The sequence below is a fragment of the Clostridium sp. K13 genome, from assembly GCF_019734195.1.
Taxonomy (GTDB): domain Bacteria; phylum Bacillota; class Clostridia; order Clostridiales; family Clostridiaceae; genus Clostridium.
In genome coordinates this window covers 1-13820 of record NZ_JAASHM010000017.1, presented here as the reverse complement: position 1 = coordinate 13820, position 13820 = coordinate 1, and the positions used below count along the sequence as shown (strand labels likewise).

Here is a 13820-nt window from a genome sequence, read left to right as displayed (position 1 = left end):
AAGTAATATGTGAAAGGGGAGTTAAGATGCACTATAAAAAAGAATATTCAGATGTATTAAAAGAGGTAGATAGTACAATTAATGGAATTTCAGAGGAAGAAGCTAAAAATAGGCTAAATAGAAATGGATATAATGAATTAAAAGAAGCTTCAAAAGTTCCTATTTGGAAAATATTTTTAGAGAGTTTTAAAGATCCATTAGTAATTATATTGTTAATTGCAGCAATTGTTCAAATATTTTTAGGTGAATTTGTTGAATCTATTATTATATTTGTTGTAGTAATTCTAAATTCAGTATTAGGCGTTACACAAACAAGAAAGGCAGAAAGCTCCTTAGATAGCTTAAAGAAATTATCATCACCTAATGCAAAAGTTTTAAGAGCTGGGAAGAAAAAAACTATTCCGGTTAGAGAAATCGTAGTAGGTGACATAGTATTTTTAGAAGCTGGTGATTATATACCAGCAGATGGAAGAATAATAGAAGCACAAACACTTAAAGTTGTTGAAGGAATGCTTACAGGAGAAGCTGAAGCTGTATTAAAACATAGTGATAAAATAGGAGAAGAAGTTGGTATTGGAGATCAAAGAAATATGGTTTTCAGTGGTGCTACTGTTGTTTATGGAAGAGGAACATTAGTTGTTACAGCTACCGGTATGAATACAGAAGTAGGTAAAGTTGCTACTTTATTAGAGACTGCTGGTAATAAGCAAACTCCTCTACAAGTTAAATTAGATGAGTTTGGTAAAAAATTAGGAATAATTATAATGATTTTAGCTGCAATAATTTTTGGAATTCAAGTAGTTAGAGGATATATTTCTGGAGATAATATGAAAACATTAATATTTGATTCATTTATGTTTGCTATTGCAGTTGCTGTAGCAGCTATTCCAGAAGCATTATCATCAATAGTAACTATTGTACTGGCAGTAGGAACAAAAGACATGGCTAAGAAGCAAGCTATAATAAGAAAGCTACCAGCAGTGGAAACATTAGGTTCGACTAGTGTAATTTGTACAGATAAGACAGGTACATTAACACAAAATAAAATGACTGTTGTTGATTTTTTTATGTATGGAGTCAATAAAGAAGAAATTCAAGAAGAAAATAATGATTCTAATCAAATTGAAGCAATAAATTTATCATCTACATTATGTAATGATTCAGAAATAACTGATACAGGAAAAGAAATTGGAGATCCAACAGAAATTGCTCTTCTTCATTTTGCAACTAAAAGAGGAATTGATTATAAGGAGTTAAGAGAAAAATATGATAGATTAAGTGAAATACCATTTGATTCAGATAGAAAGTTAATGTCAACAGTAAACTCTATTAATGGAGATGCAATTATGTTTACTAAGGGAGCTCCAGATGTGGTGTTTTCACGAGTAAAATATGCTTTAGATGACGGTGAAATAGTAGATATAAATGAGGATATAATAAATAAATATAAGAAAATTAATGAAGAATTTTCTAATAGGGCATTGAGAGTATTAGCTTTTGCTATAAAAGATGTACCAGATGAAAACTTTATTCCTTGTTTAGAAGATGAAGTGGAAATGACATTAGTAGGATTAATGGCAATGATTGACCCACCAAGAGAAGAAGTTTATCATGCAGTAAAAGAAGCTATTGGAGCTGGAATAAAAACTGTAATGATAACAGGAGATCATAAAACAACAGCAGCAGCAATTGCTAAAGAAATTGGTATAATGTCAGAAGGAGATATATCATTAACTGGTAAAGAACTTGATGCTTTATCTGAAAAAGAACTTAAGGATAAGCTAGAGCATATTACTGTATATGCTAGGGTTTCTCCTGAAAACAAGATACGTATAGTTAAAGCATGGCAGGAAAAGGGATACATAACAGCTATGACTGGAGATGGAGTTAATGATGCTCCAGCATTAAAACAAGCTAATATAGGAATTGGTATGGGAAGTGGTACTGATGTAGCAAAGGATGCATCAGCAATGATTTTAACAGATGATAATTTTTCAACTATAGTATCAGCTATTGAAGTTGGCAGAACAGTTTATAGTAATATAAAGAAAGCAATAACATATTTATTTGCTGGAAATTTAGGAGCAATAATTGCAATACTCTTTGCAGTTTTTGTTAATTGGCCAAATCCATTTACTGCATTACAGTTATTATTTATTAATTTAATAAATGATTCATTACCTGCTATAGCCTTAGGATTAGAAGAAGCAGAACCCAATATAATGAAGGAAAAACCAAGAGATATTAATGAAGGCATATTAGCTGGTGGAACATTAAAAAGTGTAATTTTAAGAGGATTAATTATTGGAGTTATAGTAATAATAGCTCAATATGTAGGAGATTTATCATCTCCAGCTTTAGGAGCTGCAATGGCATTTTCAACAGTAACTCTTGCAAGAATATTCCAAACTTTACCGGCTAGATCTAATGATATACCAATATTAAAGTTGGGAGTATTTAAGAATAAATATGCAATAGGAGCAATTGTTATATGCTTATGCTTATATTCTATTGTATTGATTCCTGGAGTTAGAGGAATATTCAATATACCAGAAACTTTTGGGTGGTTACAATTTGGAATATGTTTAGGACTATCAATTATTGCAGCATTAATAATGGATTTTTCTAAATTTTTTAAAAAAGCAAAGGTATAAATAAAAAAATGGAGTTGTAATTAAATAACAACTCCATTTCTTTTTATTTTAAAACTTTTTTTGCAAAATCTAAACCAAAGTTATAAGCAGCAGATAAGTTTTCTTCACTAGGCTTAAATACAATTCCAAGTGGTTCAGAAACAATATTTAATTTTAATTGTTTATATCTTTCATTTATATTTTTAAGACCTTCACCACTCCAGCCATAAGAACCGAAGCAACTTACTGGTAATCCTCTATGAATTACTGGGTTTAATGATGATAGAATAGTCCAAATTTGAGGTAAAGTATCAGCAAGTAAAGTAGGAGATCCAAGTAATAATCCACTACACTCATTAATTTCTTTTAAGACTTCATTCATATCAGCATCTACTAAGTTGTACATTAATATATCTGCATCAAAGTTAGCAGCTTCAATTCCTTTTTTTACAGCTTCTGCAATAACTTCAGTGTATCCATAAGCAGTTACATAAGGAATAACTATGCTTTGTCTTTCTCTTTTTACTGGTTGACACCATTCTTTATAAAGATTCATATATTTTTCAATATTTGAGCTATCTAAAACTAATCCATGACCAGGGCAAATATAACTTAGTTTTAAGTCTTTAATTTTATCCATTGCTTTTAGCATAAATGGTTTAAATGGGCCCATAATCATTCTAAAGTAGTAATTATAAGCTTCAACATAATCATCTTCTTTAGATTCTTCTATAGAGCTCTTTAATATACGTTCATCACAATAGTGAGCTCCGAAAGAGTCACAAGTAATTAATGTTTCATCTTCAATAACATAAGTATACATTGTATCAGGCCAATGTAATTGAGGAACACTATAAAACTTAAGAGTTTTATTACCTAAAGATAAAGTTTCACCATCTTTTACAATTTTGTTTTTGAAAGGTTTGTTGATTATTTCGCCTAAATATTTGATAGCAAGTGCAGAACCAACAACAGTTGCATTAGGTGCATATTCTAAGATCTTTTCTACTGAACCTGCGTGATCTGGTTCTGTATGATTTACAACAACATAAGTTATATCTTCTAAGTTTATTATTGAACGAATTTTTTCTAAATGTTCATCAAAGAATTTTTCTTTTACAGTTTCAAATAAAGCAATACCTTCTGATCCCTTTAAAACATAAGAGTTATAAGAAGTACCAAATTTAGTTTCCATTATTATGTCAAAAATTCTTAAGTTTGGGTCAAGAGCGCCTACCCAAAATAAGTCTTCAGTTATTTTGAATGTGTTAGCCATGTGAATAATCTCCTTTTTATAATTTAATATTAGATTTATAAGTTCTAATTCAAAGCTTTCTATAATAATTATAATCCAACAATAATTATTGTCAATAAACAAAGGACGAGATAATTATAAAGTTTAATATAGTTACTTTTAATATTTGTATAATGTTTATTTACTATTCTAGAAAAATATTTAATTTTTTTAGCTAAAAATTAAAAATAACTAAGTCCTACGACTTAGTTATTTTTAAATGATTGCTTATTTGTTGAATATTCAATTCCATATGTATACATAGATTCAAGAAGAGGAACTATTTTTTTTCCTATATCAGTAAGTCCATATTCTACTTTAGGTGGAACTACAGGATATACTTTTCTAAAAATAAGGTTGTCCTCTTCAAGACTTCTTAACTGATTAGTTAGCATTTTTTGAGTAGTATCTGGTAATTTTCTTTTAAGCTCACTAAATCTTAAGGTTTCATTACTTAAATACCATAATATTAATATTTTCCATTTGCCAGATAATATTCTATGTACAAGAATCATAGGACATGTATCATATTTAGCACAACGATTCTTAATATGACAATCATTATGAAACGAAAGTGTTTTATTCATTATGAACCTCCTTTTAGAGTACATTTATACATGATAACATATTATAAAGTTTAAAACTATATACTTAGTATCTTTTTTGACACTATATATAAAAAAAGTGCCTTCTTGTATATAAAAAATATAGAGAGTATTATTGAGAATGTCGATTGTGATTAAAGTTTATTTAGAAATATAATTATTAAAGAATCTTTTGGTAACTATTAAAAAAACAAATGTATAAACATGGTAGTTTTCTATTGAAGAAATTACAATATATGATTATACTAAGAAGTGACAAAAGATTACAAAATTATACTAAATAAAATTTCTAATAAAGTACTAGAAAAATATTTAGAATTAAGTATAATAATTATTAATGGATAATTATTATCTAATACTTAGGACGATGAAAGAAGGTATATTATCATGGCAAAAAAAATGATGACTATTGATGGTAATACAGCTGCTGCTCACGTAGCATATGCGTTTACAGATGTAGCTGCAATATTTCCTATAACTCCATCTACTACTATGGCAGAAGTTGTTGACGAATGGGCAGCACAAGGAAAGAAAAATATTTTCGGACAACCTGTTAATGTTGTAGAAATGCAATCAGAAGCAGGAGCTGCAGGTGCATTCCACGGTTCTCTTCAAGCAGGTGCATTAACTAGTACATTTACTGCATCTCAAGGTTTATTACTTATGTTACCAAACATGTACAAGGTAGCAGGAGAATTATTACCAGGTGTATTCCATGTAAGTGCTAGAGCAATAGCTTCTCAAGCATTATCAATATTTGGGGATCATCAAGACGTTATGGCAGCAAGAATGACAGGATGTGTAATGCTTGCAGCTGGATCAGTACAAGAAGTTGCTGACTTAGCTCCAGTATCTCACCTTTCAGCTATTAAAGGTAGATTACCTTTCGTAAACTTCTTCGATGGATTTAGAACATCTCACGAAATTCAAAAAGTTGAAGTTTTAGATTATGAAGATTACGCTGAAATGATAGATAAAGAAGCATTACAAGCGTTTAGAAATAGAGCATTAACTCCAAATAACCCAGTTACAAGAGGAACAGCTCAAAACTCAGATATATACTTCCAAACTAGAGAAGCTTCAAATAAATTCTATAATGATATAGTTCCAATAGTTGAAGAATACATGGCTAAAATGGAAGAAAAGACTGGAAGAAGCTATGGATTATTCAATTACTATGGAGCAGAAGATGCTAAAGAAATAATTGTTGCTATGGGTTCAGTTACTGAAGCTATAGAAGAAACTATAGATGAATTAAATGCTAGAGGAGAAAAGTACGGATTAGTAAAAGTTCACTTATTCAGACCATTCTCAGTTGAGCATTTATTAAAAGCTATACCACAAACAGTAGAAAAGATTTGTGTAATAGATAGAACTAAGGAACCAGGTTCAAATGGTGAACCATTATACTTAGATGTATGTTCAGCATTCTATGGAAAAGAAAATGCACCTAAGATAGTTGGTGGACGTTATGGATTAGCTTCTAAGGATGTTACTCCTTCAGATATTAAGGCTATATTTGATAACTTAAAGAAAGATAACTCAAAGAACTTCTTTACAGTTGGTATAGAAGATGATGTTACTTTCACTTCAATTCCAGTAGAAGATGAATTAAGAATAGCTACACCAGGAACAGTTAGATGTAAGTTCTGGGGATTAGGATCAGATGGTACAGTTGGTGCTAATAAGCAAGCAATTAAGATTATCGGTGAAAATACAGATAAATATGTACAAGCTTACTTTGCATATGACTCAAAGAAATCTGGTGGGGTTACTATGTCTCACTTAAGATTTGGAGATACACCAATAAGATCAACTTACCTTATTGATGAAGCTGATTACATAGCATGTCACGTACAAGCTTACGTAAAACAATATGACTTATTAAAAGGTCTTAAAAAGGGTGGAAACTTCGTATTAAATACAATTTGGAACGAAGAAGAAATCGAAAGAAAATTACCAGCTAAAATGAAGAGATATATAGCTGAAAATGAAATAAACTTCTACACAGTTAATGCAACTAAGATAGCATCTGAAATTGGATTAGGTAGAAGAATTAACATGATAATGCAATCTGCATTCTTCAAGTTAGCAGAAATAATACCACAAGAAGAAGCAACTGAATACTTAAAAGCTTCAATCAAGAAAGCTTACGGTAAGAAGGGTGATAAGGTTGTTAACATGAACTATGAAGCAGTTGATGCTGGTATGAATTCATTAGTTAAAGTTAACGTTCCTGAAAGCTGGAAAACTGCTACAGATGCTCCAAAGACTGAAACTAAGGTAGTTACAGATTTCGTTAAGAATATAATGAACCCAATGAATGCTTTAGAAGGTGATAATTTACCAGTAAGTGCATTTAATGGAATAGAAGATGGTACATTCCCAGCTGGTACTGCAGCATATGAAAAAAGAGGTGTTGCAACAGAAGTTCCAGAATGGAATATGGCAAAATGTATTCAATGTAACCAATGTGCTTTCGTATGTCCACATGCATGTATTAGACCAGTTCTAGTAAATGATGAAGAATTAGCTAAGGCACCAGAAGGATTTGAAACTAAGAAGGCTACTGGTAAGACTTTAGCAGGATTAAATTACAGAATCCAAGTAAGTACATTAGACTGTACTGGATGTAACAACTGTGTAGATATTTGTCCAGCTCCAGGTAAGGCATTAGAAATGAAGCCACTTGGAACTCAAGTAGAAAAAGAAGTTGCAAATTGGGACTTCTCAGTATCAAAAGAAGTTTCTAACAAAGAACATTTAACTACTGGTAAGAATGTTAAGGAAAGTCAATTCAAACAACCACTTATCGAATTCTCAGGAGCTTGTGCTGGTTGTGGAGAAACTCCTTACATTAAATTAGTTACTCAATTATTTGGTGATAGAATGATGATTGCTAATGCAACAGGATGTTCATCAATCTGGGGTGGTTCAGCACCATCAACACCATATACTAAGAACCATGAAGGAAAAGGTCCAGCTTGGGCTAACTCATTATTCGAAGATAATGCTGAATTTGGATTTGGTATGTTCTTAGGAGTTAACCAAATGAGAGACAACATAGCTATGAATATGGCTAAGTTATTAGAAATGCCAATAGCTGAAGAATATAAAGAAACATTTAAAAATTGGTTAGAAAATAAAGAAAATGGGGAACTTTCTAAAGTTTACTCAAGAGAAGTTGAAGCAATACTTGCTGATAACAACATAGAAGATACAGAAGCAAAAGCTACTCTTGAAGAAATCAGAAACAGAGCTGATTACTTAGTTAAGAGATCTCAATGGATCCTTGGAGGAGACGGTTGGGCTTACGATATCGGATACGGTGGATTAGATCACGTACTTGCTTCAGGACAAAACGTAAATGTATTAGTATTTGATACTGAAATCTATTCTAATACTGGAGGTCAATCTTCAAAATCTACACCAGCAGCTGCTATGGCTAAATTTGCAGCATCAGGTAAGAAGTCTAAGAAGAAAGACTTAGGAAGAATGATGATGGCTTACGGAAATGTTTATGTAGCACAAGTTGCTATGGGAGCAGATAAAAACCAAGTAGTTAAAGCAATGCTTGAAGCAGAAGCTCATAACGGTCCATCAATCATTATTGCATACTCAACTTGTATCAGCCATGGATTAAAGAAGGGAATGGGATTCTCTATAAGAAACATGGATGAAGCTGTTAAGGCTGGATACTGGCATCTATATAGATTCAATCCAGAATTAAAAGCACAAGGAAAGAATCCATTTAGCTTAGACTCAAAGGAACCACAAGGAAGCTTCAGAGACTTTATAATGGATCAAGTAAGATATTCAGCAATTGCTAAGCAATATCCAGAACAAGCGGAAGATTTATTCCAAATGGCTGAAGAACATGCTAGACAAAAATATGCTGACTTAAAGAAATTAGCAGAACAAGAATAAAAAACTGGGAATCCAGAATTTATAGAGCCAAACTCTATGCTTAGTCATAGGGATTGGCTCTTTTTAAATTCATAAATCTATTATCTATTTATAAAAAGTATTTATTAAATTCTAATAAGATATAATATATTAAATATACTATAAAAATAAAGTGGATTTAATGAAAATTAATAATATAATATACATAAGATATAATTAAATAAAGATTTGTAAAATTATATAGTCTGATATTTGAAGGAGAATAGAGTAATGGGAATACTAATTGCTATAGCTGCGCTTGGTGGAATCTTTTGTTACTATCAAAATAATAAAATTGTAATAACAGATATAAAGGTAAAGCATAATATAAATAATAAAATTAGAATAGTACAAATATCTGATTTACATAGTAAGGAGTTTGGGAAAAACAATAATGTTTTGTATAGAAAAATTATTGAACAAGAACCTGATATTATTGTAGCAACAGGAGATTTAATAGATTCAAATATGAAAAAGTTGGATGAAATTATTGAATTTTGTAGTAGAGTAAATAAAAGGGTGCCTATGTACTATATATTAGGAAATAATGAAATGAGATGTAGCAGATTAAATGAAATAATAGAAAAATTAAAAGCAAATAATATTAATGTTTTAGAAAATCAAATACAAACTATAAAAATTAAAGGTAATATAATTAATATTTTAGGGTTAGCTGAAAAAAGAATAGATGGAGGGGGAGAGTTTTATAGCAAGGTTAAAAGTAGATATGCACTTGATAATAATGAAATATTATTTAAAAATTTGGAAAAGTTAAATGGCATTAAGCTTGTTTTATCACATTATCCGGAAAATTTTGAGTATGTAGATGAATTTTCCTATAATAAATATAAATTTGATATTATGTTTTCAGGGCACGCTCATGGTGGACAATTTATATTACCTGTTTTAGGTGGTATATTTGCACCAGGCCAAGGTTTGTTTCCTAAATATTACAAGGGTGTATATGGAGAAAAAAATAAATTAGTAGTAAGTAGAGGCTTAGGTAATAGTGGATTTCCTTTAAGATTATTTAATAGACCTGATATAGTTGTTGTAGATATAATAAATAAATAAATATGTAATACATTTGATTAAGAATGAATAATATGTATCATAGAGACAAAACAAAAGATAATTTAAGGAGGAAAAAAATTATGACTATAATTCAAACAAATGTGGTACTAGGAGAACAAAGTAAAGTATTTTTCAAGAGGTAGAATTTGATTTTACAAAAATTTATCCAAGAGGAATATTTATGGTTGAGAATGTTACAGAGGACGTTAAGGTTACACCATACGTTGTTGCAGGAAATACAATAATGTTTAATGCTTGGATAACTAAAAATATAGCTTATAAAGTAGCAGAAACTGCTTATGTAGATAAAAATGGAATACCAACAGTTGTTGGACCAATCAGACACATGACAAAAGTTATTCAATTTGGAGGATCTATAGATTTAGATTTACCAGAAGGTGTAGTTTTAGAAAGAACTGATAAAGCAGAAGTTTTATCTGCAGCTGTTATTGGAAGTAATGATGAATTATTATGTCCAGTAGAAATAACTCCAGCATATTTTGGACAACAAGTTCAAGAATTACAACAAACTTCAATAAGACCACTTTCTCAAAAAGCTGCATGTACTAATTTAGAAGTTGCACAACAAGGACTTTTCCAAGGTTGCGCAGGACATTTTGATCCAAAATTATATCAATATGGGAAGTTACGTGAAAAAATGGCTATAGAGATTCTTGTAAAGGCTGTTAGAGTATCTCATGTTGCTGTAGCTGAAGATGTAGAAGGTTAATTAACAGTATAAAAAATATAATAAAGTTTTAATGAAAAGGTTCTATTAATAGTAGAGCCTTTTTTATAACAAATTAAAAAAAAAACATACTATATATAAAGAGTAGAAGTTAGAGGATATAGTATGAATAAAGGAGAAGAAAAAAGAAAAATAACAAATATAGATAATACTAGAGTTATACAAGAAAGAATTGTTACTGGAAAAGGTATGGGGGAGTTTTATATAGAAGTTAATTTTGAATTTAGAGATTATCCATTTTGGAAAATAGAGTCATCTAGTACAACAGTAGATGTATATAAAACAATTATTATTGCTGATAATAAGGTTTTGTTTAATTCGTGGGTTTATAAAAGTGTAGTATATGAAACTATAGATAGTGGATTAGGATTGATAGATGAAAAAGGAATTGTAACTTTAAATGGAGAATTAAAACATAAAACAAAGAGAATACCACTTAATGGTATTATAAATATAAACCCTATTAATGATAATATTATTTCAAATAAAGATTTAGTTAAAATTATAAATGCATATGTTTCTGCAGAAATAGAAGAAGAAGAAATAGAAGAGCCAATTAGAAATAAAATGATTAATTATAGATTTTATAATAGGGTAAGATATTCATATGAAGAACAAAAAAATAATAATATTAATATTTTTGAAATAAGTAGTAAACCAATGAAGAGTTACAGGAAGTTAAATGTAAATATGATAATAAAAATAGAGGTAAAAACAGTTAGAATAGAGGAAATTCCAATAAACATATAATTTTTATAATAATAAAATAAGAGCTTATTGCATTTGCAATAAGCTCTATTTATTATTATAAACAAATTACATTGATTTGTGGAATGTTCTGTTTATAACGTCTAATTGTTGTTCTCTTGTTAATTTAATGAAGTTAACAGCATATCCAGAAACTCTGATAGTTAATTGTGGATATTCTTCTGGGTGTTCCATAGCATCTAATAAAGTTTCTCTATTAAATACATTTACGTTTAAGTGTTGAGCACCTTGTGAGAAGTATCCATCCATCATAGTACCTAAGTTATGGATTCTGTTTTCAGGTGTTTTTCCTAATGCATCTGGAACGATAGAGAATGTATTAGAAACACCATCTTGTGAATGTTCGTAAGGAATCTTAGCAACTGAGTTTAATGATGCTAATGATCCGCTACAGTCTCTTCCGTGCATTGGGTTAGCTCCTGGTGCAAATGGTTCTCCAGCTTTTCTTCCACATGGAGTAGTACCAGTCTTCTTACCATAAACAACGTTTGAAGTGATTGTTAATACTGATTGAGTGTGGTAAGCATTTCTGTAAGTCTTGTTTTGTCTGATCTTATTCATCATGCTTTCAACTAACCAAGCAGCAATTTCGTCAACTCTGTCATCGTCGTTTCCATATTTAGGGAAGTCGCCTTCAACTTCGAAGTCGATAGCAATACCTTCTTCATTTCTTATTGGCTTAACTTTTGCGTATTTGATTGCAGAAATAGAGTCAGCACAAACTGATAAACCAGCTATACCACAAGCCATAGTTCTGAATACGTCTCTATCGTGTAAAGCCATTTGTAATTTTTCATAAGAATATTTATCGTGCATGTAGTGGATAACATTTAATGTATTAACGTAAAGGTTAGCTAACCAGTCAGTCATAACATCGAATCTTTCCATAACTTCGTTGTAATCTAAGTATTCACCAGTTAATGGAGCTGTCTTAGGCCCAACTTGCATTCCGTACTTTTCATCTTTACCACCGTTTATAGCGTAAAGTAAAGTCTTAGCTAAGTTAACTCTAGCACCGAAGAATTGCATTTGCTTACCAACTCTCATTGCAGATACACAACAAGCGATAGCATAGTCATCTCCCCAGTATGGAGCCATTAAATCATCATTTTCGTATTGAACTGAAGATGTATCAATAGAAACCTTAGAACAGAAATCTTTAAATCCTTGAGGTAATCTAGTTGACCATAAAACAGTTAAGTTTGGTTCTGGTGATGGCCCTAAAGTATATAATGTGTTAAGTACTCTAAATGAGTTCTTAGTAACTAAAGTTCTACCATCTAATCCCATACCACCGATTGATTCAGTAACCCAAGTAGGATCTCCTGAGAATAAATCGTTGTATTCTGGAGTTCTTAAGAATTTAACTAATCTTAACTTCATTACGAAGTGATCCATTAATTCTTGAGCTTCTTCTTCAGTAATAACACCATTTCTTAAATCTCTTTCAATGTAGATATCTAAGAAAGTAGAAGTTCTTCCTAGAGACATTGCAGCACCATTTTGGTCTTTAATAGCTCCTAAGAATCCAAAGTATAACCATTGGATAGCTTCTTTAGCGTTAGTAGCTGGTTGAGATATATCGAATCCATAGCTAGCAGCTAATCCCTTTAATTCTTTTAATGCAAGAATTTGATCAGATATTTCTTCTCTTAATCTGATTACATCTTCATCAATTGTCTTAACTTCTAAGCTTAATTTTTGTTGTTCTTTATCTTGTATTAATCTATCAACACCATATAAAGCAACTCTTCTGTAGTCACCTATGATTCTTCCTCTACCGTAAGCATCTGGAAGACCAGTGATAACACCAGATTTTCTAGCTAATCTCATTTCTGTAGTATAAGCATCGAAAACACCTTGGTTGTGAGTTTTTCTATATTTGCTGAATATTTCAGAAATTCTTGGGCTTACTTCATATCCATAAGCTTTAGCAGCATTTTCAGCCATTCTAATACCACCGTATGGCATTACAGCTCTTTTTAATGGAGCATCAGTTTGTACACCAACGATTTTTTCAAAAGCTTGGTCAATATAACCAGGGTTATATTCATTGATTCCAGATATAGTTTCTGTATCTACATCTAAAACTCCACCGTTTTCTCTTTCTTTCTTAAATAATTCACTAACTTCAGCCCAAAGTTTAGTTGTAGCTTCAGTAGCTCCTGCTAAGAAGCTGTCATCACCTTCGTAAGCAGTGTAGTTAGTTTGAATAAAGTTTCTTACGTCAACACTTTTTGTCCATGAACCTGTTTTGAAATCATTCCATTCTTCTCTCATCATAGCGCCTCTTTTCTTAAAATTATTACATAAGTAATGTCATTTAATGTTAAAAATAATAATTAAATAATAATTATTATTAATTAACAATGGCATATTTAAACTATATCACTAAAATTTGAAATTTTCAAGCATTAAATAGAAAATTTTTATAGAAATTTATAGTGATTTAAGTCCTTAAATATAATAACATAGTATTAATTGATAATCAAAGGGTATGACAAGAAAATAGGGTAAGATATTGTAGAAAAACAATATTATTATTAATAAAATACAAAAAAATAGTAAATATGAAATATAGATAGTTAAAAAATTAACATATATATATATTAATTTTTATAAAATTTATAAAAAACACAAAAATAAGAAGAAACTTTAATTAAAGTTTCTTCTTATTTTTCAGACTGTTGACAAAGTGTCAACAGTCTTTAATTTTATACAAATATGTAATATAATATAAAATATATTAATTT

Annotated in this window: 8 protein-coding genes; 5 read left to right on the top strand and 3 right to left on the bottom strand. The window is 30.2% G+C overall.

The window, feature by feature from the left end; all coding sequences use genetic code 11:
* The first annotated feature begins 26 nt into the window (after positions 1 to 26).
* Positions 27 to 2654, top strand: a complete 2628-nt coding sequence (locus HCG76_RS10800) for a cation-translocating P-type ATPase (RefSeq protein ID WP_221700309.1) — start codon at positions 27 to 29, stop codon at positions 2652 to 2654.
* Positions 2655 to 2697: 43 nt separating this feature from the next.
* On the opposite strand, the gene HCG76_RS10795 is transcribed toward HCG76_RS10800, so the two are convergent.
* Entirely contained in the window at positions 2698 to 3909 is a 1212-nt protein-coding gene (locus HCG76_RS10795; RefSeq protein ID WP_221700310.1) for an FprA family A-type flavoprotein, read from the bottom strand.
* Positions 3910 to 4133: 224 nt separating this feature from the next.
* Complete coding sequence (locus tag HCG76_RS10790; RefSeq protein WP_221700311.1) at positions 4134 to 4514, bottom strand: winged helix-turn-helix transcriptional regulator; 381 nt, start codon at positions 4512 to 4514, stop codon at positions 4134 to 4136.
* 405 nt (positions 4515 to 4919) lie between these two features.
* Between HCG76_RS10790 and nifJ the strand changes: the two genes are divergently transcribed.
* From nifJ to HCG76_RS10770, 4 genes are all read left to right on the top strand, one after another.
* A complete protein-coding gene (nifJ, locus tag HCG76_RS10785) occupies positions 4920 to 8459 on the top strand; it encodes a pyruvate:ferredoxin (flavodoxin) oxidoreductase (protein ID WP_221700312.1) in 3540 nt (1179 codons plus the stop codon).
* A gap of 249 nt (positions 8460 to 8708) precedes the next feature.
* Entirely contained in the window at positions 8709 to 9551 is an 843-nt protein-coding gene (locus HCG76_RS10780) for a metallophosphoesterase (RefSeq protein WP_221700313.1), read from the top strand.
* Between the two features lie 181 nt (positions 9552 to 9732).
* Positions 9733 to 10281, top strand: a complete 549-nt coding sequence (locus HCG76_RS10775; RefSeq protein WP_221700314.1) for a hypothetical protein — start codon at positions 9733 to 9735, stop codon at positions 10279 to 10281.
* Positions 10282 to 10404: 123 nt separating this feature from the next.
* Complete coding sequence (locus HCG76_RS10770; RefSeq protein ID WP_221700315.1) at positions 10405 to 11049, top strand: hypothetical protein; 645 nt, start codon at positions 10405 to 10407, stop codon at positions 11047 to 11049.
* A gap of 66 nt (positions 11050 to 11115) precedes the next feature.
* Here the strand turns inward: HCG76_RS10770 and pflB are convergent, their stop codons facing one another.
* On the bottom strand, positions 11116 to 13347 hold the full coding sequence (gene pflB / locus HCG76_RS10765; RefSeq protein ID WP_221700319.1) for a formate C-acetyltransferase: 2232 nt from the start codon (positions 13345 to 13347) through the stop codon (positions 11116 to 11118).
* Positions 13348 to 13820 lie beyond the last annotated feature (473 nt).